This is a genomic window from Rhodanobacter sp. FW104-R8 (assembly GCF_001617365.1).
Lineage (GTDB): Bacteria > Pseudomonadota > Gammaproteobacteria > Xanthomonadales > Rhodanobacteraceae > Rhodanobacter.
This window is the reverse complement of the sequence record NZ_LVJR01000095.1, coordinates 1-20,790: the sequence shown is the minus strand read 5'-3', so window position 1 is coordinate 20,790 and position 20,790 is coordinate 1. Positions and strand designations below refer to the sequence as shown.

At 67.3% G+C, this 20,790-nt stretch carries 21 protein-coding genes; 11 read left to right on the top strand and 10 right to left on the bottom strand.

Annotated elements, in window-relative coordinates; translation table 11 throughout:
- Positions 1-128: 128 nt before the first annotated feature.
- From pgsA to RHOFW104R8_RS12590, 7 genes are all read right to left on the bottom strand, one after another.
- Positions 129-728: a CDP-diacylglycerol--glycerol-3-phosphate 3-phosphatidyltransferase gene (pgsA, locus tag RHOFW104R8_RS12620; RefSeq protein ID WP_068095325.1), complete on the bottom strand. Its 600-nt coding sequence runs from the start codon at positions 726-728 to the stop codon at positions 129-131.
- A gap of 72 nt (positions 729-800) precedes the next feature.
- Complete coding sequence (uvrC, locus tag RHOFW104R8_RS12615) at positions 801-2,627, bottom strand: excinuclease ABC subunit UvrC (protein ID WP_068095327.1); 1,827 nt, start codon at positions 2,625-2,627, stop codon at positions 801-803.
- Positions 2,628-2,666: 39 nt separating this feature from the next.
- Positions 2,667-3,446, bottom strand: a complete 780-nt coding sequence (gene kdsB / locus RHOFW104R8_RS12610) for a 3-deoxy-manno-octulosonate cytidylyltransferase (RefSeq protein ID WP_068095328.1) — start codon at positions 3,444-3,446, stop codon at positions 2,667-2,669.
- A 53-nt stretch (positions 3,447-3,499) separates the two neighbouring features.
- Positions 3,500-4,810 carry a 3-phosphoshikimate 1-carboxyvinyltransferase gene (aroA, locus tag RHOFW104R8_RS12605; RefSeq protein ID WP_068095330.1) on the bottom strand — a complete coding sequence of 437 codons (1,311 nt, stop codon included), beginning with the start codon at positions 4,808-4,810 and terminating at the stop codon, positions 3,500-3,502.
- The gene (pheA, locus tag RHOFW104R8_RS12600) at positions 4,807-5,895 is read right to left on the bottom strand and encodes a prephenate dehydratase (protein ID WP_068095332.1); all 1,089 of its coding nucleotides are present in this window, start codon (positions 5,893-5,895) and stop codon (positions 4,807-4,809) included. Before pheA ends, aroA begins: the two co-directional genes overlap by 4 nt.
- Before the next feature lie 75 nt (positions 5,896-5,970).
- Complete coding sequence (serC, locus tag RHOFW104R8_RS12595) at positions 5,971-7,059, bottom strand: 3-phosphoserine/phosphohydroxythreonine transaminase (RefSeq protein WP_068095334.1); 1,089 nt, start codon at positions 7,057-7,059, stop codon at positions 5,971-5,973.
- An 80-nt stretch (positions 7,060-7,139) separates the two neighbouring features.
- A complete protein-coding gene (locus tag RHOFW104R8_RS12590; RefSeq protein WP_068095336.1) occupies positions 7,140-7,907 on the bottom strand; it encodes an FHA domain-containing protein in 768 nt (255 codons plus the stop codon).
- An 89-nt stretch (positions 7,908-7,996) separates the two neighbouring features.
- On the opposite strand from RHOFW104R8_RS12590, the gene RHOFW104R8_RS12585 reads away from it, so the two are divergent.
- Complete coding sequence (locus tag RHOFW104R8_RS12585) at positions 7,997-8,272, top strand: polyhydroxyalkanoic acid system family protein (protein ID WP_068095338.1); 276 nt, start codon at positions 7,997-7,999, stop codon at positions 8,270-8,272.
- A 107-nt stretch (positions 8,273-8,379) separates the two neighbouring features.
- Positions 8,380-8,598, top strand: a complete 219-nt coding sequence (gene infA / locus RHOFW104R8_RS12580) for a translation initiation factor IF-1 (protein WP_007508585.1) — start codon at positions 8,380-8,382, stop codon at positions 8,596-8,598.
- 110 nt (positions 8,599-8,708) lie between these two features.
- On the opposite strand, the gene clpA is transcribed toward infA, so the two are convergent.
- Together clpA and clpS are read right to left on the bottom strand one after the other, a co-directional pair.
- On the bottom strand, positions 8,709-10,979 hold the full coding sequence (gene clpA / locus RHOFW104R8_RS12575; RefSeq protein WP_068095340.1) for an ATP-dependent Clp protease ATP-binding subunit ClpA: 2,271 nt from the start codon (positions 10,977-10,979) through the stop codon (positions 8,709-8,711).
- Positions 10,980-11,046: 67 nt separating this feature from the next.
- Positions 11,047-11,373 carry an ATP-dependent Clp protease adapter ClpS gene (gene clpS / locus RHOFW104R8_RS12570; protein ID WP_068095342.1) on the bottom strand — a complete coding sequence of 109 codons (327 nt, stop codon included), beginning with the start codon at positions 11,371-11,373 and terminating at the stop codon, positions 11,047-11,049.
- A gap of 124 nt (positions 11,374-11,497) precedes the next feature.
- On the opposite strand from clpS, the gene RHOFW104R8_RS12565 reads away from it, so the two are divergent.
- Genes RHOFW104R8_RS12565 through hflD form a run of 3 tightly spaced genes read left to right on the top strand, consistent with a single transcriptional unit; the run spans position 11,498 to position 13,762 of the window.
- A complete protein-coding gene (locus RHOFW104R8_RS12565) occupies positions 11,498-11,983 on the top strand; it encodes an NUDIX hydrolase (protein WP_068095344.1) in 486 nt (161 codons plus the stop codon).
- Entirely contained in the window at positions 11,980-13,128 is a 1,149-nt protein-coding gene (gene mnmA, locus RHOFW104R8_RS12560) for a tRNA 2-thiouridine(34) synthase MnmA (RefSeq protein WP_068095346.1), read from the top strand. Before RHOFW104R8_RS12565 ends, mnmA begins: the two co-directional genes overlap by 4 nt.
- A 10-nt stretch (positions 13,129-13,138) precedes the next feature.
- Positions 13,139-13,762 (top strand): high frequency lysogenization protein HflD, encoded by a 624-nt coding sequence (hflD, locus tag RHOFW104R8_RS12555; protein WP_068095348.1) that lies wholly within the window; start codon positions 13,139-13,141, stop codon positions 13,760-13,762.
- Positions 13,763-13,899: 137 nt separating this feature from the next.
- On the opposite strand, the gene RHOFW104R8_RS12550 is transcribed toward hflD, so the two are convergent.
- Positions 13,900-15,171, bottom strand: coding sequence for a porin (locus RHOFW104R8_RS12550; RefSeq protein WP_068095360.1), 1,272 nt, complete (start codon positions 15,169-15,171; stop codon positions 13,900-13,902).
- A 194-nt stretch (positions 15,172-15,365) separates the two neighbouring features.
- Here RHOFW104R8_RS12550 and rnt point away from each other — a divergent pair, with 194 nt between their 5' ends.
- The 6 genes from rnt to phoU all read left to right on the top strand — a co-directional run bounded on the left by rnt (position 15,366) and on the right by phoU (position 20,698).
- Positions 15,366-16,025: a ribonuclease T gene (gene rnt, locus RHOFW104R8_RS12545; protein ID WP_068095349.1), complete on the top strand. Its 660-nt coding sequence runs from the start codon at positions 15,366-15,368 to the stop codon at positions 16,023-16,025.
- Between the two features lie 128 nt (positions 16,026-16,153).
- Positions 16,154-17,188, top strand: coding sequence for a phosphate ABC transporter substrate-binding protein PstS (gene pstS / locus RHOFW104R8_RS12540; protein ID WP_068095351.1), 1,035 nt, complete (start codon positions 16,154-16,156; stop codon positions 17,186-17,188).
- Positions 17,189-17,270: 82 nt separating this feature from the next.
- Positions 17,271-18,290 (top strand): phosphate ABC transporter permease subunit PstC, encoded by a 1,020-nt coding sequence (gene pstC, locus RHOFW104R8_RS12535; RefSeq protein ID WP_068095353.1) that lies wholly within the window; start codon positions 17,271-17,273, stop codon positions 18,288-18,290.
- Positions 18,290-19,156, top strand: coding sequence for a phosphate ABC transporter permease PstA (pstA, locus tag RHOFW104R8_RS12530; RefSeq protein WP_068095355.1), 867 nt, complete (start codon positions 18,290-18,292; stop codon positions 19,154-19,156). Before pstC ends, pstA begins: the two co-directional genes overlap by 1 nt.
- Entirely contained in the window at positions 19,149-19,958 is an 810-nt protein-coding gene (gene pstB / locus RHOFW104R8_RS12525) for a phosphate ABC transporter ATP-binding protein PstB (protein ID WP_068095357.1), read from the top strand. Before pstA ends, pstB begins: the two co-directional genes overlap by 8 nt.
- Positions 19,959-19,975: 17 nt before the next feature.
- Entirely contained in the window at positions 19,976-20,698 is a 723-nt protein-coding gene (gene phoU / locus RHOFW104R8_RS12520) for a phosphate signaling complex protein PhoU (RefSeq protein ID WP_068095359.1), read from the top strand.
- Positions 20,699-20,790: the final 92 nt, after the last annotated feature.

Genomic DNA, 20,790 nt, shown 5'->3' with positions numbered 1-20,790 from the left:
GAAACGAGACTCGAACTCGCGACCCCGACCTTGGCAAGGTCGTGCTCTACCAACTGAGCTATTCCCGCATCGGAGGCGCGCATTCTAATACGTGGAAGCGGATCGTCAAGCCCGCGCCGCCGGCGGCATCACTCTTGCCCGCGCCCTGCCCCGTTGGCGCTCAGGCTCGGCCACGCGGCGCGCAGGTAATGCAGGCCCGACCAGATCGTGAGCACGCCGGCGACCACCAGCAGCGCCTCGCCGATGTGGTACAGCCGCAGCGCCTCGGCCGCCTTCTCGTGCTGCACGATCAGCACCACCAGCGCGACCATCTGCATCACCGTTTTCAGCTTGCCGATGAAGGCGACCTTGACGGTGGCGCGCATGCCGATCTCGGCCATCCACTCGCGCAGCGCCGAGACGCTGATCTCGCGGCCCACGATCACCGCTGCGGTCACCGCCATCAGGATGCCGGACCAGCCGCCCTTCGGATGCGACTCCACCAGCAGGAACAGCGTCACCGCCACCATCAGCTTGTCGGCGACCGGGTCGAGGAACGCACCGAACGCCGAGGTGAGCCGCATCCGGCGCGCCAGGTAGCCGTCCAGCCAGTCGGTGACCGCCGCCAGCAGGAACACGATCGCCGCGGTGATGTTGTGCCCGCGGAACGGCAGGTAGAACACCACCACCATCACCGGCAGCAGCGCAACGCGGAAGAGGGTCAGCCAGGTCGGCAGGTTGATGCGCATGATTCGTCCCAGGGATTTGAGGCAGTCTCGCACGATGGCGCGCCAGTGCCGAGTGAATACGTGCGCCGAGGTTCAGCCATGCAGGCTGGCGTAGATGCGTTCGGCCAGGCCGCGATCGATGCCCTTCACCTGCATCAGCTCCTCGACGCCGGCGCGCTCCAGCCCCTGCATGCCGCCGAATGCCTTCAGCAAGGCGGAACGGCGGCGCGCGCCGATGCCTGGCACGTCCTCCAGCACGCTGCGCTCGCGCGCCTTCTCGCGCCGCTTGCGATGCCCGCTGATGGCGAACCGGTGCGCCTCGTCGCGCACCGCAGCCACCAGATGCAGTGCGGGCGATGACGACCCCGGGTGCAATTCGCGCCCCGAGTCGGCGAGCACCAGCGTCTCCTCGCCGGCGCGCCGGCCCGGGCCTTTCGCCACGCCCACGACCTGGATGCCGTCGACGCCGAGTTCCTTGAGCACGTCCAGCGCCTGCGCCACCTGGCCGCCGCCGCCGTCGATCAGCAGCACGTCGGGGCGCGCGCCCTCGCCTTCGGCCACCTTGCGGAAGCGCCGGGTCAGTGCCTGGTGCATCGCGGCGTAGTCGTCGCCGGGCGTGATCCCGCTGATGTTGAAACGGCGGTAATGCGACTTCTCCGGCCCTTCCGGGCCGAACACCACGCAGGAGGCCACGGTGAGCTCACCCATCGTGTGGCTGATGTCGAAGCACTCGATACGCCGCGGCGACGCCGCCAACCCGAGCACTTTCTGCAGGTCGTCGAAGCGCGTGCCCAGGGTCTGCCGGCTGGCCAGCCGCGCGGTCAGCGAGGCCTGCGCGTTGCGCTCTGCCATCTGCAGGAACTGCGCGCGCTCGCCGCGCACGCTGGATTTCAGCTCTACCGCATGGCCGGCGTGCTGGCCGAGCAGCTCGGCGAGGATCGCCTGGTCGGCCAGCGGCTCGCCCAGGATCAGCTCGCGCGGCACCGGCCGGTCCAGGTAGTACTGCGCGATGAACTGCACCAGCACGTCGGCCGGCTCGGCATCCAGCGGCAGCCGCGGGAAGAAATCGCGCGTGCCCAGGCTGATGCCGTTGCGGAAGAACAGCACGCTGACGCAGGCCATGCCCGCCTCGATGCGGCAGGCGATCACGTCCATATCGGCGCTGGCGCCCTGCACGTGGTGCTGTGCCTGCAACTGGCGCAGCGCGGCCACCTGGTCGCGCAGCTTCGCCGCGCGCTCGAACTGCAGCGCCTTGCTGGCCTGCTCCATCGCCTCGGCCAGTTCGTCGATCACCGCGTTGCTGCGCCCTTCCAGGAACATCTCGGCGTGGCGCACGTCGTTGCGGTAATCCTCCACGCTGATCAGTCCCACGCAGGGCGCGCTGCAGCGGCCGATCTGGTACTGCAGGCAGGGCCGCGTGCGGTTGCGGAAGTAGCTGTCCTCGCACTGGCGCACCTTGAACAGCTTCTGCATCAGGCTGAGGCTCTCGCGCACCGCGTAGGTGCTCGGGTACGGCCCGAAGTAGCGCCCCGGCAGGTTCTTCGCGCCGCGATGGAAGGCCAGCCGCGGATAGTCCTCGCCGCTGGACAGGTAGATGTACGGGTAGCTCTTGTCGTCGCGCAGCAGGATGTTGTAGCGCGGCTTCAGCGACTTGATCAGCTGCGATTCCAGCAGCAGTGCCTCGCCTTCGGTGCGCGTCACGGTGATCTCGACGCGGGCGATCTGCGCCACCATCGCCGCGATGCGCGGCTCCATCCGCGGCTTCAGGAAATAGCTGCCGACGCGCTTCCTGAGGTTGCCGGCCTTGCCCACGTAAAGCAGCTCGCCGGCCGCGTCGAAGTGTCGGTAGACGCCGGGCGAGGTGGTGAGCGTGCGGACGAAGGCCTTGCCGTCGAAGGGGGGCGGTTGCGCGGACTGCATGGGGTCATTCTAGCGGCGATGACCACCGGAGATGGAGGCTCAGCGCTGCGTGCGCAACCACTGCTCCGCACGCTCCAGGTCAGCCTCGGTGTCGATGCCGGGCGGGAACGGCTCCGGCGTCAGCCGCACCGCGATCGCGTGGCCGTGTTCCAGCACGCGCAACTGTTCCAGCGATTCGGTCTGCTCCAGCGGCGTGCGCGGTAGGCCGGCGTAGCGGTCGAGGAAGCCGGCCCGGTAGGCGTAGATGCCGATGTGGCGCAGGAACGGCGAGCCGGACGGCAGCGCGTTGCGGTCGATGGCGAACGCATCGCGCGCCCACGGCAACGGCGCGCGGCTGAAGTACAGCGCACGGCCATTGGCGGTACGCACCAGCTTCACCACGTTCGGGTCGAACAGCTCCTCGGCGTCGATGATCGGCGTGGCCAGGGTGGCCATCGGTGCATCGTCGCTGTCCAGCGCCTGCGCCACCGCACGGATGCCGGCGGCCGGCGCGAACGGTTCGTCGCCCTGCAGGTTCACCACGATGCTGTCGGCGGCCCAGCCGTAGTGGCTGGCGCATTCGGCCAGGCGGTCGCTGCCCGAGGCGTGGTCGCTGCGGGTCATGCAGATGTCCACGCCGTGCTGCCCGGCCAGCGCGTCGGCGATGCGCCGGTCGTCCACCGCCACCACCACCTGGCTGGCACCGGCCTGCAGGGCGCGCTGCGCCACTCGCACCACCATCGGCACGCCGTCGATCGCGCGCAGCGGCTTGGCCGGCAGCCGGGTCGAGCCGTAGCGGGCGGGAATGGCGACGATGAACGGGGGCACCGCGTTTGGCATGGACGATCCTTGGGTCAGGCAGCAAGCCTAGCGCAACGTGGCGTATCGGCGATTCACGTCGCGGTCTGCAGCGCGAAGCCGCAGCCGTTGGCCAGCTCCAGGAAGCCGGGGAACGAAGTGGCGACATGGCTGCAGTCGTTGATCCGCACCGGTCCGGCGGCGACCAGCCCGGCCACCGCGAAGCTCATCGCGATGCGGTGGTCGAGATGGCTTGCCACGGTGCCACCGCCCAGCCGGCCGCCGTGGATGATCGCGCCGTCCGGGGTTTCCTCGATCGCCGCGCCGAGCGCGCGCAGGCCGGTGGCCATGGTGGCGATGCGATCGGACTCCTTCACCCGCAATTCGGCGGCGCCGCGGATCACCGTGCGGCCGCCGGCCACCGCGGCGGCGATGAACAGCGCGGGGAACTCGTCGATCATGTCCGGCACCAGCGCCTCGGGCAGCTCGACGCCATGTAGCGGCGCATGGCGCACCACGAGATCGCCCACCGGCTCGCCACCGGCTTTGCGTTCGTTTTCGACCGCGATGTCCGCGCCCATCAGCCGCAGCGCCTGCAGCAGGCCGATGCGGCGCGGATTGAGGCCCACCGCCGGCAAGCGAACCACGGAGCCGGGCACCACACTCGCGGCGACCAGGAAGAACGCCGCCGAGGAAAAGTCGGCCGGCACCTCGACATCGGTGGCGCGCAGCACATGGCCACCCGAGAGCTTCGCGCGGCCTGGCGCGAACGCGATCGGCCAGCCGAACGCGGCGAGCATGCGCTCGGTATAGTCGCGGGTCGGGTGCGGCTCAATGATCTCGGTCTCGCCTTCCGCGTACAGGCCGGCCAGCAGCAACGCGGATTTCACCTGCGCGCTGGGCACCGGCAGTTCGTAGCGGATGCCGTGCAGCGGCTGGCCGCCGTGCACGTGCAGCGGCGGCAGGCCGTCGTGCGTGCCGATGCGCGCGCCCATCAGGGCCAGCGGATCGGTCACCCGGCGCATCGGCCGCTTCGACAGCGAGGCATCGCCGACCAGGGTGCTGTCGAAGGCCTGCCCGGCCAGCAAGCCAGTCAGCAGGCGCATGCCGGTGCCGGCGTTGCCGCAATCCAGCGCTTGTGTCGTGCCGCGCAGGCCATGCAGGCCCACGCCGTGCACCACGCGCTCGCCGGCCGCCGGCGTGTCGATGCGCACGCCGAGCTGCGCCAGCACGGCGGCGGTGGCACGAGTGTCCTCGCCTTCGAGGAAGCCGCGGATGCGCGAGTCGCCCTCGGCGATCGCCGCCAGCATCAGCGCGCGATGCGACACCGACTTGTCGCCGGGCACGCGCACGCTGCCGTGCAGCGGGCCGCTCGCCCGGCTGCTCCAGTCCAGGCGGCCGCTCAAGGCAGCGCCACCGGGTAGGAGCCCAGCACGCGGACGGTCGCTGCCGACGTGCCAATCTCCTGCACCGCCGCCTGCAGCGCGGGACTGTCGACGTGGCCGGAGACGTCGATGAAGAACGCGTACTGCCACTTGCCGGTATGCGCCGGCCGCGACTCGATGCGGTTCAGGCTGATGCCGTGCTTGGCGAACGGGCTGAGCACGTCGTACAGCGCGCCGGGCTTGTCGTTGACGGTGATCAGCAACGAGGTGCGGTCGTTGCCGGACGGCGGAAACAGCGAGCGGCCGATCACCAGGAAACGCGTGGTGTTGTCGGCGCGGTCCTCGATGCCCTTGGCCACGGTCTTCAGGCGGTAGACCTTGCCCGCCGTCTCGCCGGCGATCGCCGCCGCGTCGTCGGCATGCAGGGCCAGCCGCGCCGCCTCCGCGTTGCTGCTGACCGCGATGCATTCCACCTCGGGCAGGTTGATGCGCAGCCAGGTCTTGCACTGCTGCAGCGACTGCGCGTGGGCGTAGACCCGGCGCACGTCCTCCAGGCGGCCGCTCAGCGAGTGCAGGCACTGGTGCACGCGCAGTTCGATCTCGCCGCAGATGGTAGCTTCGGAGGTGAGGAACATGTCCAGGGTGACCTGGATCATGCCCTGCCCCGAATTCTCCACCGGCACCACGCCGAAGTCGGCGTGCCCGGCGGCGACTTCCTGGAATACCTCCTCGATGCTGCCCAGCGGCAGGCCGTAGGCGGCGTGGCCGAAGTGCTTGCGCACGGCCTGCTCGCTGAAGGTGCCCTCCGGGCCGAGGAAACCGATCTTCAGCGGGTCCTCCTGCGCCAGGCAGGACGACATGATTTCGCGGAACAGCCGCACCATCTCGGCATCGGACAGCGGGCCTTCATTGCGGTCCACCACCATGCGCAGCACGTGGGCCTCGCGCTCGGGGCGGTAATAGTCGATCGCGGAAAGCCCCTCCCCCTTCACCTTGGCCACGGTCTGCGCGTGCCTGGCGCGTTCGGAAATCAGCTGCTGGATCTGCCGGTCGATGCTGTCAATGCGCTCGCGCATCTCGCTCAACGGGGTCTTCGGGTCGGTCATGCGTTCAGCCGCCTGGATGGATGGAAGTCCAAATGATGGAGCGGCATCTTGCCTGAAAATCCCGCTTTCGTGCGTTCAGCCGTGGCGCTGCGCGAAATCCCGCATGAACGCCACGAGCGCCTCGACCGCCTCCGGTGGCACCGCGTTGTAGAGCGAGGCGCGCATGCCGCCGAGCGCCTTGTGGCCCTTCAGCGCGATCAGGCCGGCCGCCTCCGACTCCTGCAGGAACGCCGCGTCCAGCGCGCTGTCGTGCAGGGTGAAGCGCACGTTCATGCGCGAGCGCGCGGACGGCTCGATCGGGTTGCGGTAATAGCCGCCGGAGCCATCGATGGCCCGGTACAGCAGTTCGGCCTTGGTCCGGTTGCGCGCGGCCATGGCGCCAAGCCCGCCCTGTTCCTTGAGCCACTGGAAGGTCAGCCCCGCCACGTACCAGCCCCAGGTGTTCGGCGTGTTGAGCATCGAGTCGGCAGCGGCGTGCTCGGCGTAGCGGAAGATCCGCGCCATCGGCCGGCCGGCCCGCTGCAGCAGGTCGCGGCGGATGATCATCAGCACCAGGCCGGACGGGCCGATGTTCTTCTGCGCGCCGGCGTAGATCAGCCCGAAGCGGCTCACGTCCAGCGGCTCGGACAGGATGTTCGAGGACATGTCGGCCACCAGCGGCACCGTGCCGCCGATGTCGGGGATGGCGTGGAACTCGACGCCGTGGATCGTCTCGTTGGGCGTGTAGTGCACGTAGGCGGCGCCCGGATCGAGCCGCCAGCTGTCGCGCGGCGGCAGTTTCAGGTAGTCGTCCGCCTCGCCGCTGGCCGCCACGTTCACCCGCAGGTAGGGCTTCGCCTCGCTGGCCGCCTTCGCGCTCCAGTGGCCGCTGACGACGTAGTCGGCGCTGTCGCCCTCGCCGGCCAGGTTCATCGGGATCTGCGCGAAGTGCTGGGTGGCGCCGCCCTGCAGGAACAGCACGGCATAGTCGGCCGGTATCTCCATCAGCTCGCGCAGGTCGGCCTCGGCCTGGGCGGCCATCGCGATGAAGCGCTTGCCGCGGTGGGACTGCTCCATCACCGAGGCCCCGCTGCCGTTCCAGTCCAGCATCTCGCGCTGGGCGCGTTCGAGTACCGCCTGCGGCAGCGCTGCCGGGCCGGCGCTGAAATTCCAGACTCTGCTCACGTGCGCTTGCGTCCTGTCGAGGGTGTTCCGCGCATTATGGCGCGGCGCAGCATGGCGCGGTCAACCCTCAGCGCGTGCCCTCAGAAACGGATCAGCAGCACCAGTGCGATGCCCAGCGCCAGCACGGCGGCGGTGACGATCAGCCACCACACCTCGCCGCTGGGGCCGGCGGCCTCCTCGGGCAGGTGTCGCGGCGGGGGTTCGGGCAGCGTGATTTCCGGCTCCGGCTCCATGCCCGGTCCATCCACCACGAAGCGGTGCATCGCCACGCCGAGCTGGTCGCCGGGCTGCAGGGCCAGTTGCTGCACGGCGACGCCGTTGACCCGCAGCAGGTGTTGCGCGGACGGCTGGGTGACTTCCAGCAGCAGCCGGCCCTCGTGCCAGGAAATGCGCAAGGCGATGGCATCGCCCTGCGGCAACTCGAGCGGGCAATCGCCGTGGGGGCCGAACTCCAGGCTGTCCCGCAACGGCAGCACCCGCCCGGACAGCGGGCCCGCCACCGCGCGCAGGGCCACCGTGCAGCGCCCCTGCTCGGGCACGCTCGGCGGCGTGCGCCGGGCGGGATCCTCGTCGGTACGCAGCAGCATGCGGCAATCGCCCACGCTGACCACGTCGCCGGCGCGCAACAGGGCGCGCTCGCGCACCGGCCGCGCGTTGACGTAGATGCGGTCGGCCGACGGCAACACCTGCAGCACCCAGCCCCGGCGATCCTGCTGGATCCGCAGATGTTGCGGCGCCGCCTGGCTGGCGGCCAGCACCAGGTCGTTGTCGGGCGCACTGCCGACGCGCAGTTGCGCCTGCGTCCAATGGAAATCCTCACGGGCCGCATTGGGAAATTCGATACGCATGGATGAGCCGGTCGATGGACAGCGGAACTCTAGCATGCGGCCCGCCGCGCTCCAGGCGTTAAGATGCGTCGTTTCCCCCGGAGTCCACCATGCCCAGGATCGATATCCACCACCCGCATCAATTGCCGGTTGCCGAGGCCCGCGCCGTGGTCGACCGGGTGGCTGCGCGCATGCGCGAGAAATTCGGCACGGACGACCGCTGGCAGGGCGACACCCTGCTGTTTTCCCGTCCCGGCGTCAGCGGCTCGATCGCCGTCGGCAGCGACGCGATCCAGGTCAGGGCCGAGCTGGGCCTGCTGCTGGCGCCGCTGAAGGGCATGATCGAGCAGGAAATCCGGCGCAAGCTGGATGAGCATTTCGCCTGACGCCGGTCCGGCCCGATCCGTGCTGATGATTCTTTAACCAGGCGTCCATCCGTGGCATAATCGACGGCTTACGCGGCCATGACGGCTGCGCGTGAACCCCGGAACACATGGCCAAAGACGACGTCATCGAAATGGAAGGCACGGTCCAGGAGACCCTGCCCAACACCATGTTTCGTGTACAGCTGGAGAACGGGCACGTCATCATTGCCCATATCTCCGGCCGCATGCGCAAGCACTACATCCGCATCCTTACCGGCGACAAGGTCAAGATCGAAATGACCCCGTACGACCTGAGCAAGGGACGCATCACCTACCGCATGAAGTAGGTCGGCCGCGCCTGCGCGCGGCGATGCGGCAACAGGACGGCGGTATCGGACAAGCAAAGGCGGCGCAATGCGCCGCCTTTGCTTTGCCTCGCCGTTTTTTCCCGCGGTGGTTATTCGACGACCGCCGGCAGCTTCCCGGCCGCCTTGCAGTCGACCTTCAGCTCGCCGTCGGCCACGCTCAGGTGCACCACGCCGCCGTCGACCAGCTTGCCGAACAGCAGTTCGTCGGCCAGCGCACGCTTCACCTTCTCCTGGATCACCCGCGCCATCGGCCGCGCACCCATCTGCGGATCGAAGCCGTGCTCGGCCAGCCAGCGGCGGGCGTCGGCGTCCACGTCCAGGCTCACGCGCTTCTCGGCCAGCTGGCTCTCCAGCTCGATCAGGAACTTGTCGACGACGCGCAGGATGTGCTCGAAGTCGAGCGCGCCGAACTGGATGATGGCGTCCAGCCGGTTGCGGAACTCCGGCGTGAAGATCCGGCGGATCACTTCCATCGCGTCTGACTCGTGCTTCTGCTCGATGAAGCCCATGCTGCGCCGCGCGGCAATGGCCGCGCCTGCATTGGTGGTCATCACCACCACCACGTTCTTGAAGTTCGCCTCGCGGCCGTTGGTGTCGGTCAGCACGCCGCGGTCCATCACCTGCAGCAGGATGTTGAACACGTCCGGGTGCGCTTTCTCGATCTCGTCCAGCAGCAGCACGGCATGCGGGTGCTTGGTGATCGCCTCGGTCAGCAGGCCGCCCTGGTCGAAGCCGACATAGCCCGGGGGCGCGCCGACCAGCCGCGACACCGAATGCGCCTCCATGTACTCGGACATGTCGAAGCGGATCATCTCGATGCCCAACTGCATCGCCAGCTGCCGGGTGACCTCGGTCTTGCCGACACCCGTCGGGCCGGCGAGCAGGAAGCAGCCGATCGGCTTGGACGGATCGGCCAGGCCGGAACGGGCCATCTTGATCGACGCGGCCAGCGCCTCGATCGCCGGATCCTGGCCGAACACCACCATCTTGAGGTTGCGCTCGAGGTTCTTCAGCACGTCGCGGTCCGAGGCCGACACCTGCTTGGCCGGGATGCGCGCCATCTTCGCCACGATGTACTCGACCTCGCCGACGTCGACCCGGCCGGTGCGCTGCTCCTCCGGCAGCAGCCGCTGGCGCGCGCCGGCCTCGTCGATCACGTCGATCGCCTTGTCCGGCAGCAGCCGGTCGGGGATGTGCTTCACCGACAGGTCCACCGCCGCCTTCAGCGCCTCGTTGGTGTAGGCCACGTGGTGGTGTTCCTCGAAGCGCGAGCGCAGGCCCTTGAGGATCTCGATGCTGTCGGCCACGGTCGGCTCGACCACGTCGATCTTCTGGAAGCGGCGGGCCAGCGCGCGGTCCTTCTCGAACACGCCGCGGTACTCCTGGAACGTGGTCGAGCCGATGCAGCGCAGCTCGCCGGAGGCCAGCATCGGCTTGATCAGGTTCGAGGCGTCCATGGTGCCGCCCGAGGCGGAGCCGGCGCCGATGATGGTGTGGATCTCGTCGATGAACAGGATCGCGCCCGGCTGCTTCTTCAGCTGCGCGATCACGCTCTTCAGGCGCTTCTCGAAGTCGCCGCGGTACTTGGTGCCGGCCACCAGCGCGCCCAGGTCGAGCGACCAGATCGTGGCGCTTTCCAGCACCTCGGGCACCTCGCCGTCGACGATGCGCTTGGCCAGGCCCTCGGCCAGCGCGGTCTTGCCCACGCCGGCCTCGCCCACGTACAACGGGTTGTTCTTGCGCCGGCGGCACAGCACCTGGATGGTGCGCTCGATCTCGTCGGCACGGCCGATCAGCGGGTCGATCTTGCCTTCCAGCGCCAGCTCGTTGAGGTTGCTGGCGAATTCGTGCAGCGGATTGCCCTTCGGCTCGCCGCCCTCCTCGCCCTCGCGCTCGCCGCCGGAGACGCCGGCGGCCGGCTCGTCGCCGATCTTGGCGATGCCGTGCGAAATGTAGTTGACCACGTCGAGCCGGGTGATTTCCTGCTGGTGCATGAAATACACCGCGTGCGAATCCTTTTCGCCGAAGATCGCCACCAGCACGTTGGCGCCGGTGACCTCCTTGCGGCCGGAGGATTGCACGTGGTAGACGGCGCGCTGCAACACGCGTTGGAAGCCCAGCGTGGGCTGCGTATCGCGCTCGTCGCCGGATGGCAGCACCGGCACGGTTTCGTTGATGATGCGCACCAGGTCGGCCGACAGCCGCGGCAGATCCGCGCCACAGGCGCGCAGGGCGCCGAGCGCCGACTGGTTCTCGGTCAATGCCAGCAGCAGGTGCTCCACCGTCATGAATTCATGGCGCTGTTCGCGGGCCTGCTTGTAGCACTGGCCGATGGTGACTTCCAGATCCTTGCTGAACATTCGGATCGTCTCCGCTTGCAATGGTTGAGCGGCCTGCGGTGCCGCGATGAGCACAAAATGGGGACGCTCAGAGCTTTTCCATAGTGCACAGCAACGGGTGCTGATGGGAACGTGAATATTCGTTGACGTGGGTTACCTTGGTCTCCGCTACCTCGCGGGTGAACACGCCGCACACGCCCCGCCCGCGGGTATGCACATGCAGCATCACCTGCACCGCCTGCTCCTGGTCCAGGTTGAAGAAAGCGCGCAGCACCTCGACCACGAAATCCATCGGAGTGAAGTCGTCGTTCAGCAGCAGCACCTGGAACAGCGGCGGCCGCGCCACCTCCGGTTTCGCGGTTTCCAGCGCCAGGCCGCGGCCGCTGTCGTGCTCATGTTCGGATTCGTGGGCCATGGATGGGTCGTGGTATGAACTCTGGGTCGAAAGTATACGCCGCGGCGCCGGATCCACTCGCCACGGTGCGGCAGGAAAGGTGATGGCACAATGACACTTTTTCCAGCCCCGGCGTTCCCCCGACATGGCCGACTCCCCCGCTTCCGCCGAGATCTGGCGACCGCATGTCACCGTCGCTTGCGTGGTGGCCGACGGCGACCGCTACCTGATGGTCGAGGAGCGGGTCAACGGCCGGCTCGCCTGGAACCAGCCGGCCGGCCACCTGGAGGATGGTGAAACCCTCGTGGCGGCCGCCTTGCGCGAAACGCTGGAGGAGACCGGCTGGACCGTGCAGCTGCAGCACCTGATCGGCGTGCACCAGTGGCGCAGCACCGAACACGGGGATGCGGTGATCCGCTTCAGCTTCGCCGCCCGTCCGCTCGGCCACGACCCGGCGCGCCCGCTGGATGCCGACATTTGCCGTGCTGCCTGGCTCACCCGGGCCGAGATCGCCGCTCTGGGCGGACGCCTGCGCAGCCCGATGATCCTGCAGAGCATCGACCAGTGGCTGGCCGGCCGGCGACTGCCGCTGGACGTGCTGAGCCGGCTGCCCGAAGGCGGCGCGTCGTGAAGGTGATGCTCGGCATCTCCGGCGGCGTCGATTCCTCGGTCGCCGGTCTGCTGCTGCAGCAGGCCGGCTATGAGGTGGAAGGCCTGTTCATGCAGAACTGGGAGGAGGACGACCGCTCCGGCCCCTGCACCACCGATGCCGACCGCAAGGACGCCGTGGCGGTGTGCGGGCGACTCGGCATCCCGTTCCACGCGCGCAATTTCGCCGCGGCATACTGGGACGGCGTGTTCGAGCACTTCCTCGCCGAGTACCGCGCCGGCCGCACGCCGAACCCCGACGTGCTGTGCAACCGCGAGATCAAGTTCAAGACCTTCCTCGACGAGGCTCGCGCACTCGGCGCCGACAAGATCGCCACCGGCCATTACGCCCGCGTCGATTGCATGGACGGTCGCTACCGCCTGCTGCGCGCGGTGGACGCGGCGAAGGACCAGAGCTATTTCCTGCATGCGCTGGGCCAGCGGCAACTGGCCGCCACCTTGTTCCCGCTGGGCGGGCTCGAGAAATCGCGTGTGCGCGAACTGGCCCGCGCGGCAGCCCTGCCGACCCACGCGAAAAAGGACTCCACCGGCATCTGCTTCATCGGCGAACGCGATTTCCGCAGCTTCCTCTCCCACTACATTCCGGCTCGCCCCGGCGAGATGCGCACGCCCGGCGGCGCGCTGATCGGCGAACACCAGGGCGTGATGTACTACACCCTGGGCCAGCGCAACGGGCTGGGCATCGGCGGCCGCCACGGCGCCGGCGGCGAGGCCTGGTACGTGGTGGGCAAGGACGTGGCGGCGAACGTGCTGTACGTCGCCCAGGGCGGCGAGAACCGCTGGCTGTATTCGCGGCGGCTGCAATCGGAGGCACCGAGCTGGGTCGATGGCGCCACGCCCTCCACGCCGTTCCGCTGCACCGCCCGCACCCGTTACCGCCAGTCCGACCAGGCCTGCACGGTCAGCGTGCACGGCGACGGCCTCGAGATACGCTTCGACGAACCGCAGCGCGCGGTGACGCCGGGGCAGTCGGTGGTGCTCTACGATGGCGAGGTCTGTCTCGGCGGTGCGGTGATCGCGGTTACCGACGCGCCCTACGGCGGCCTGCTGCCGGCATTCACCCCTTTCCCCACCCATCCTGCAAGAGAATCATCGCCCCGTGTTTGAAACCTTTTCCATGACCGAGGAACGCGTGCTTGCCCTGGCCGGGCTGTTCCAGGCCTGTGCGCTGGCGCAGCAGCTGGCCAACGACGGCCGTTGTGACGAAGGCGCGATGGAGGCCAGCGTCGCCAGCGTGTTCCGCATCGACGCGCCTTCGGTGGTCGGCGTGTACGGCAGCATCTCGAACATCCGGCTCGGCCTGCGCAGCCTGATCGCCCAACTCGACGAAAACGACCGCGACATGGCGGTGACCCGTATGGCGGTGACCGTGGTGCGGCTGGAACGCAGCCTGTCGGCCCGGGCAGACCTGCTCGACAAGCTCCAGCAAGGCATCCTCGCCGCGCAGCGCCAGGCCGACCATTTCGGCATGGATTCCAGCCAGGTCTGCAGCCGGCTGGCCGAGGTGTATGCCGCCACTCTGTCGATCCTCAAGCCACGTGTCATGGTCAGCGGCAACCCGCTGCAGCTGCAACAGCCCGCCGTGGTGGAAAAGGTGCGTACCAGTTTGCTGGCGGCGGTGCGCTCGGCGGTATTGTGGCGGCAGATCGGCGGCCGTCAGTGGCAACTGCTGCTGTACCGGCGCCAGTGCAGCATGCTGGCGCGCGGCCTGCTGACCGGAGCGACGCTGGATCACCGCTGACGGCGGATTGTCCGGGCCGCGGAAAAGCAAACGGCGGGCAATGCCCGCCGTTTTCCGTCCCTGGGTGGAACTCCTTGCGATAACCGTAGCCGGCTGCCATCCGACTGGAGGCAGTATGCCGCGGCAATGTGACGGTTTTAGAACGAAACCTCGCCGAACACGCCGATCTCGTTGGTCTTCACGTTCTGCACGTGCGGCGGCACCGGGGTGGTGACCGACTTGTCGGCCTTCTCGTGCTTCCACACGCCGGCCAGCTTGAAGCCCTTGGTCACCTGGTACTCCAGGCCGAGGTTGTAGTAGACGTCCTTGGCGTTGTGGTCCAGGTTCTTGCTGACCTTGGCGTTGTCATAGCGGGTGAACAGGGTCAGGCCGTCGGCGACCAGCACGCTGCCCCACAACGAGTAGCCGTCGGCCTTGTCCGACAGCGGGCTCAGCACGTTGTTCCAGTTCTTCGCGGTGAAGTACTCGGCGCCGAGGCGGAGCGACTTGTCGGCGTAGGCCACCATGAAGTCACCACGCTGGGCAGTGTGCGGCGCGCTGATGTTCTGCGTCTCCTTGCCCAGGTGACCACTGTAGCCGCCCACCGCCACGATCATGTTGTCGAACGGCACGAAGCCCACGCGGCCTTCGAAATCCACACCCTTGGTGCGGCTGGGGTTCTTGTAGCCGGCGCCGTTCACGACGGACACGGCGTAGTTGAGCGACTTGCTGGCGCCCAGCTCGCCACCCATGTGCAGGCCCCAGTCGGCCGAGGTGCCGTACTTCAGTCGGTCGATCAGGGTGTTCTCGACGTAACGGAAACCGTAGTAGTTCTCGGCGAACGGCACCCACGGCAGGTCGGCCGAACCGATGCGCAGCACGGCGGCATCGTCGAACTTGCCCTGCACGTAGGCTTTCTTCACGTACAGGCTGGTCTGGCCGATGGCGCTGGCGTAGTTGAAGTCGGTGGTCAGGTTGGCCGACCATACGTCGTTGAACTTGTGCGTGACGCCGAGGTAGAAGCGCTTGACGTCGATGCCGGTGCCCGACTTGTCGGTCTTGCCCTTGTCGCTGTTCTTGTCGCTGATGTTGGTGAAGTCGAAGAACATCTTGCCGGACAGCGAGGTATTGCCAAGCAGCTTGTCAACCGACGCGACCTTCTTGTCGCTGGTGGCCTGCGCCTTCTGCACCGTCTCCACCGCCTGGCCGGTCGACACGTTGATGTCGGACTGCGCATCGGTGCGCTGTTCCAGCTCGTCCACCTTGGACTGCAACGCGGCGAGCTGCGCCTTCAGCGCCTCGACTTCGGCGTTGCTGGCAGCCGGAGCCGTCGTCCTGTTGTGCGACTTCTGCGCCGGTGCCGCGGCGACCGTGAAGCTGGTAACGCCGAGACCGGCGGCAATCGCTACCGCAATCAATTTGGAACGCATGTCATTCTCCGCAAGTTTGGTGGAAAACATCTCGATCGCCCCCTCGACCTGACGGCTGGCCAGCGATTCGTTAAAAGTTTGCCTAGGCTTCTTTACGGTTGGATGCTGCTTTGATGACAGATTAAAGACAACGCCGCCGCATCCCCGGCAAGCATGCGGCCTACGCGCCGTGTACCGGCTGATATGCTTCGTGGATGGAAACGCCCGACAACAGCAATACCCCGCGCATGGCCGACCGGTTTCGCGGTTTTCTGCCGGTGGTGGTCGATGTGGAAACTGGCGGTTTCGACGCCGAGCACGATGCCCTGCTTGAAATCGCCGCGGTGCCGCTGGCCATGGATGCCGCCGGCTACCTGTACCGGCAGCCCACGGTTTCCACGCATGTGGAGCCGTTTCCGGGGGCGAACCTGGATCCGCGCTCGCTGGAGATCACCGGCATCGACCCGGGCAACCCGCTGCGCGGCGCCTTGGCCGAACGCCAGGCACTGGACCACGTCTTTCAGGTGGTGCGTGAAGCGGTGCGCGAAGCCGGCTGCCAGCGGGCGATCCTGGTTGGCCACAACGCCGCATTCGACCTCGGTTTCCTGAACCAGGCTGTGCGCCGTACCGGGCACAAGCGGAATCCGTTCCACCCGTTCAGCTGCTTCGACACGGTCAGCTTCGGTGGCCTTGCCTACGGTCAGACCGTATTGAGCAAGGCCGTGCTGGCGGCCGGGCATGCATTCGACAGCAGCGAGGCGCATTCGGCGGTCTACGACGCCGAGCGCACCGCCGAACTGTTCTGCAGCGTGGTCAATCGCTGGCGCCAGCTGGAAATGATCGAACAGGTCCACGCCGGGCTCGACGCCGCCTGAACGCGGCTGGTGGCGGATGGCCGGAAAGATGACAGTTTGTCATTTGGCTGCAACATTCATTTCATTCAATGGCAACACGCAAAGCCTGAAATGGCCGGGTCGCATCCGACCTCACCCAAGGAGCCACCGTGTTGATCAACCATAAATCCCCGCTTCGCTTCGCTGCCGTCGCCGCACTGGCGGTGGCCTCGACGTTCGGCGCCGCCGCGAACGCCACCGACATCACCGGTGCCGGTTCCAGCTTCGTCTACCCGGTCATGTCCAAGTGGTCGGCTGCGTATGCCGAGAAGACCGGCAACCACCTCAACTACCAGTCGGTCGGTTCCGGCGCCGGCATCGCGCAGATCAAGGAAGGCACCATCGACTTCGGCGCCTCCGACGCGCCGATGAAGGCCGAGGACCTGCAGAAGTTCGGCCTGGGCCAGTTCCCGGTCGTGGTCGGCGGCATCGTGCCGGTGGTCAACATCGCCGGCGTGCAGGCCGGCCAGATCAAGCTCGATGGCGCCACCCTGGCCGCGATCTTCATGGGCAAGATCAGCAACTGGAACGACCCGAAGATCGCCGCGCTGAACGCCGGCCTCAGTCTGCCGGCCGGCAAGATCACCGTGGTGCATCGCTCGGATGGTTCGGGCACCACGTTCAACTTCACCAACTACCTGTCCAAGGTCAGCCCGGAATGGGCCGACAAGGTGAAATTCGGCACGGCCGTGGAATGGCCGACCGGCGTGGGCGGCAAGGGCAACGAGGGCGTGTCGCAGTACGTGCGCCAGATCAAGGGCTCGATCGGCTACGTCGAGTACGCCTATGCGGTGAAGAACAAGATCAGCTGGGTCAACATGAAGAACGCCGCCGGCAAGGTGCTCTCGCCGAACGCCGAAAGCTTCGCTGCCGCGGCCGCCACCGCCGACTGGGCCCACGCGAAGGATTTCAACCTGATCATGACCAACGCGCCGGGCGATCAGGCGTGGCCGATCACCGCCACCACGTGGGTGATCATGTACAAGTCGCCGAAGAACGCCGTCAACAGCAAGGTCGCCTTCGACTTCTTCAAGTCGGCCCTGGAGCATGGCCAGGAGGCCGCTAGCGCGCTGGACTACGTGCCCCTGCCGGCGACCCTGGTCAGCCAGATCGAGGCGTACTGGACGTCCGAGTTCAAGCACTGATGCCGTAAAGTAAGAAAGCCGACGCCCCCGCCGGCCCTGCCGTCGGGGGCGTCGAGTTTTTCACCCCGCCTACTGGATCGTCATGCCAGCCACCGAAGCATCCATCATGTCCACCGACATCCTGGAACAGCGCAGTCGCCGCGATGCCCGCAACGAACGGCTGTTCCGCTGGCTGCTGAAGGGTTGCGCGCTGATCGTGCTGGCCTCCCTGCTTGGCGCCGCCGGCGCCACGCTGTGGGGTGGCCGCGATGCATTCGGCACGTTCGGCTGGCACTTCCTGGTCAGTTCGGAATGGGATCCGGGCAACGATGTCTACGGCGCCATGGTGCCGGTCTACGGCACCGTCGCCACCTCGTTCATCGCGCTGCTGATCGCGGTACCGATCAGCTTCGGCATCGCGGTCTACCTCTCCGAGGTCGCGCCCACCTGGCTGCGCACTCCGGTCTCCTCGGCCATCGAGCTGCTGGCCGGCATCCCCTCGATCATCTACGGCATGTGGGGCCTGTTCGTCTTCGCCCCGTTCTTCGCCGACCATGTCAAGCCGTGGCTGACCAGCAACCTCGGCAACAAGCCGGACGACGGCAAGTTGTCGTGGGTGGCCGAGCACGTGCCGTTCGTCGGCAAGCTGTTCGGCAGCGACTACCCGTTCGGCGCCAGCATCCTGGTCGCCGGCATCGTGTTGGCGATCATGATCATCCCGTTCATCTCCTCGGTGATGCGCGAGGTGTTCCAGACCGTGCCGACCCGGCTGAAGGAATCGGCCTATGCGCTCGGCTCCAGCACCTGGGAGGTGTCCTGGGACATCGTGCTGCCGTACACCCGCTCGGCGGTGATCGGCGGCATCTTCCTCGGCCTCGGCCGTGCGCTGGGCGAGACCATGGCGGTGACCTTCGTGCTGGGCAACGCCATGCACCTGTCCGCCTCGCTGCTCGACCCCGGCGCCTCGATCGCCTCGACCATCGCCAACCAGTTCAGTGAGGCGGCCGGCCTGCAGAAGTCCGCGCTGATGGCGCTGGCCTTCCTGCTGTTCGTGGTCACCTTCATCGTGCTGCTGATCGCCCGGCTGATGCTGCGCCGGCTGGCCAGCAAGGAGGGTCGCTGATGAGCGCGCTGTACCTGCGCCGCCGCGTCACCAATGCGGTCGCGATGACGCTGAGCATGCTGGCCACCCTGATCGGCCTGGCCTTTCTGGCCTGGATCCTGTGGGAAACCCTGCGCCAGGGCATCGGCGCGCTGGACCTGAAGCTGTTCACCAAGGTCACCGCCTACGGCGAGGACGGCGGCCTGCTGAACTCGATGGTCGGCAGCCTGATCATCAACTTCATCGGCATCGCCATCGCCACCCCGATCGGCGTGCTGGCCGGCACCTGGCTGGCCGAATACGCCGACCGCACGCGGCTGGGCGAATCGATCCGCTTCCTCAACGACATCCTGCTGTCGGCGCCGTCGATCGTGATGGGCCTGTTCGTCTACACCATCATCGTGCTGCCGAGCACCGCGCTGACCCACGGCAACACCACCTTCTCCGGCTTCGCCGGCGGCGTGGCGCTGGCGCTGATCGCGCTGCCGGTGATCGTGCGCACCACCGACGAGATGCTGCGGCTGGTACCCTCCACCCTGCGCGAGGCCGCGCTGTCGCTGGGCGTGCCGCAGTGGAAGCTGACCCTGCAGATCCTGATCCGCGCCGCGCGCTCGGGCATCATCACCGGCGTACTGCTGGCGCTGGCGCGGATCAGCGGCGAGACCGCGCCGCTGCTGTTCACGGCGTTCGGCAACAACTACATGGCGCTCAACCCGATCGACAAGATGTCCAGCCTACCGCAGATCATCTACCAGTACGCCAACGACCCGGGCGAGGCGATGCATGCGCTGGCCTGGGCCGGCGCGTTCGTGATCACCATGTTCGTGCTGCTGCTCAGCCTGGCTTCGCGCCTGATCCTCTTCCGCACCAAGGTGTCCCATGACTGATTCCGCCCTCGCCACGAACCCGGCGTCGGAGACGGCCGCATCGGCGGCGGCCCCGAAGCTCGCCGTGCGCGACCTGCATTTTTACTACAGCGGATTCCATGCGTTGAAAGGCATCGACATGGATATCCCGGAAAAGCAGGTCACCGCGATCATCGGTCCGTCCGGCTGCGGCAAGTCGACCCTGCTGCGCGTCTTCAACCGCATCTACGCGATCTACCCGAAACTCGAGGCGAAGGGTTCGATCGAACTGGACGGCGAAAACATCCTCGACCCCGGCTATTCGCTGAACCGCCTGCGCAGCAAGGTCGGCATGGTGTTCCAGAAGCCGGTGCCATTCCCGATGACGATCTTCGAGAACGTCGCGTACGGCATCCGCCACCATGAGAAGCTGTCGAAGGCGAACATGGAAGGCCGCGTGGAACAGGCGCTGCGCAGCGCCGCGCTGTGGGACGAGGTGAAGGATAAGCTCAGGCAGAACGCACTCGGCCTCTCCGGTGGCCAGCAGCAGCGCCTGTGCATCGCCCGCGCGATCGCGCTGAAGCCCGAGGTGCTGCTGCTGGACGAGCCGACCTCGGCGCTGGACCCGATCGCCACCAGCCGCATCGAGCAATTGGTGGAAGAGTTGAAAAGCCAGTTCACCATCGTCATTGTCACCCACAACATGCAGCAGGCGGCGCGCGTCTCCGACCTTACCGCCTTCATGTACCTGGGCGAGCTGATCGAGTTCGACCGGACCGAAAGGATTTTCACCAAGCCGGGCAAGAAGCAGACCGAGGATTACATCACCGGGCGCTTCGGCTGATCACACAGGACCCCACCATGAATACCGGCACCGACCACATCATCAAGAGTTACGACAGCGAGCTGACCCGGCTCACCGGCGAGATCGTGCGCATGGGCGAGCTGGCGGTGACCCAGCTGGAAGCGGCCATCGACGTGCTCGAACGGCGCGACGAGCGCGCCGCGCAGCGCGTGGTCGGCAACGACGACGCGATCGACCAGATGGAGCAGGAGATCGGCCACGACGTGGTGCGCCTGCTGGCGCTGCGCGCACCGATGGCCGGCGACCTGCGCAACGTGTATGCCGCCCTGCGCATCGCCTCCGACATCGAGCGCATCGGCGACTACGCCGCCAACGTCGCCAAGCGCTCGATCCCGTTGTCGATGGTGGCGCCGGTGGCGCCGGTCGGCGGCCTGCGCCACCTGGCCGAACTGGCCGCCGAAGAAGTGCGCGAGGTGCTGCTGGCCTATCGCGACCGCGACGCCGAACGCGCCTACCAGGTGTGGAAGGACGACGCCGTGCTGGACGAGGCCTATACCGGCTACTTCCGCCAGCTGCTCACCTACATGATGGAAGACCCGCGCAACATCACCCCGTGCACCCACCTGCTGTTCATGGCCAAGAACATCGAGCGCGTCGGCGACCACGCCACCAACATCGCCGAGAACATCTGGTTCCAGGTCACCGGCGAGCCGCTGGACAAGCAGCGCAGCAAGCGCGACCTCACCTCGAGCCCGGAAATCACCAAACTCGGCGAATGACCCGGAGCGTAGGCTGCTCCGTAGATACTGTTATCGAGATCAAGCCCCATGAAGGATTGGGTCGAACGGTTTGCCGGACTTGAGGACGCCGA